Source organism: Autumnicola edwardsiae (assembly GCF_031846505.1).
In the GTDB taxonomy this organism is placed as follows: Bacteria; Bacteroidota; Bacteroidia; order Flavobacteriales; family Flavobacteriaceae; genus Autumnicola; species Autumnicola edwardsiae.
This window is the reverse complement of sequence record NZ_JAVRHP010000358.1, coordinates 1-241: the sequence shown is the minus strand read 5'-3', so window position 1 is coordinate 241 and position 241 is coordinate 1. Positions and strand designations below refer to the sequence as shown.

1 protein-coding gene is annotated in these 241 nt (G+C 38.6%); it reads left to right on the top strand.

From position 1 onward, the window contains the following. Positions 1-201, top strand: a 201-nt coding sequence (locus RM529_RS17975) for a hypothetical protein (RefSeq protein WP_311486091.1), incomplete at its 5' end; no start/stop codon positions are given. Positions 202-241: the final 40 nt, after the last annotated feature.

Genomic DNA, 241 nt, shown 5'->3' with positions numbered 1-241 from the left:
CAGCCTGTGTTCAACTACTTGCAAGCCAGTCTGATTATTCAAAACGCCTATGTGCCATTTGTGCCGACTTATGTAAAGCCTGTGCTGATGAATGTGCAAAGTTTGACAGTGAAGTTTGCCAGCAATGCGCAGAAAAATGTCGAACCTGTGCCGAAAGCTGTAAAGAAATGGCAGCTTAAAAAAAATGTAAAAAAATTTTAAAAGGAGCGGCTAAAAAGTTGCTCCTTTTTTTTAATAAAGA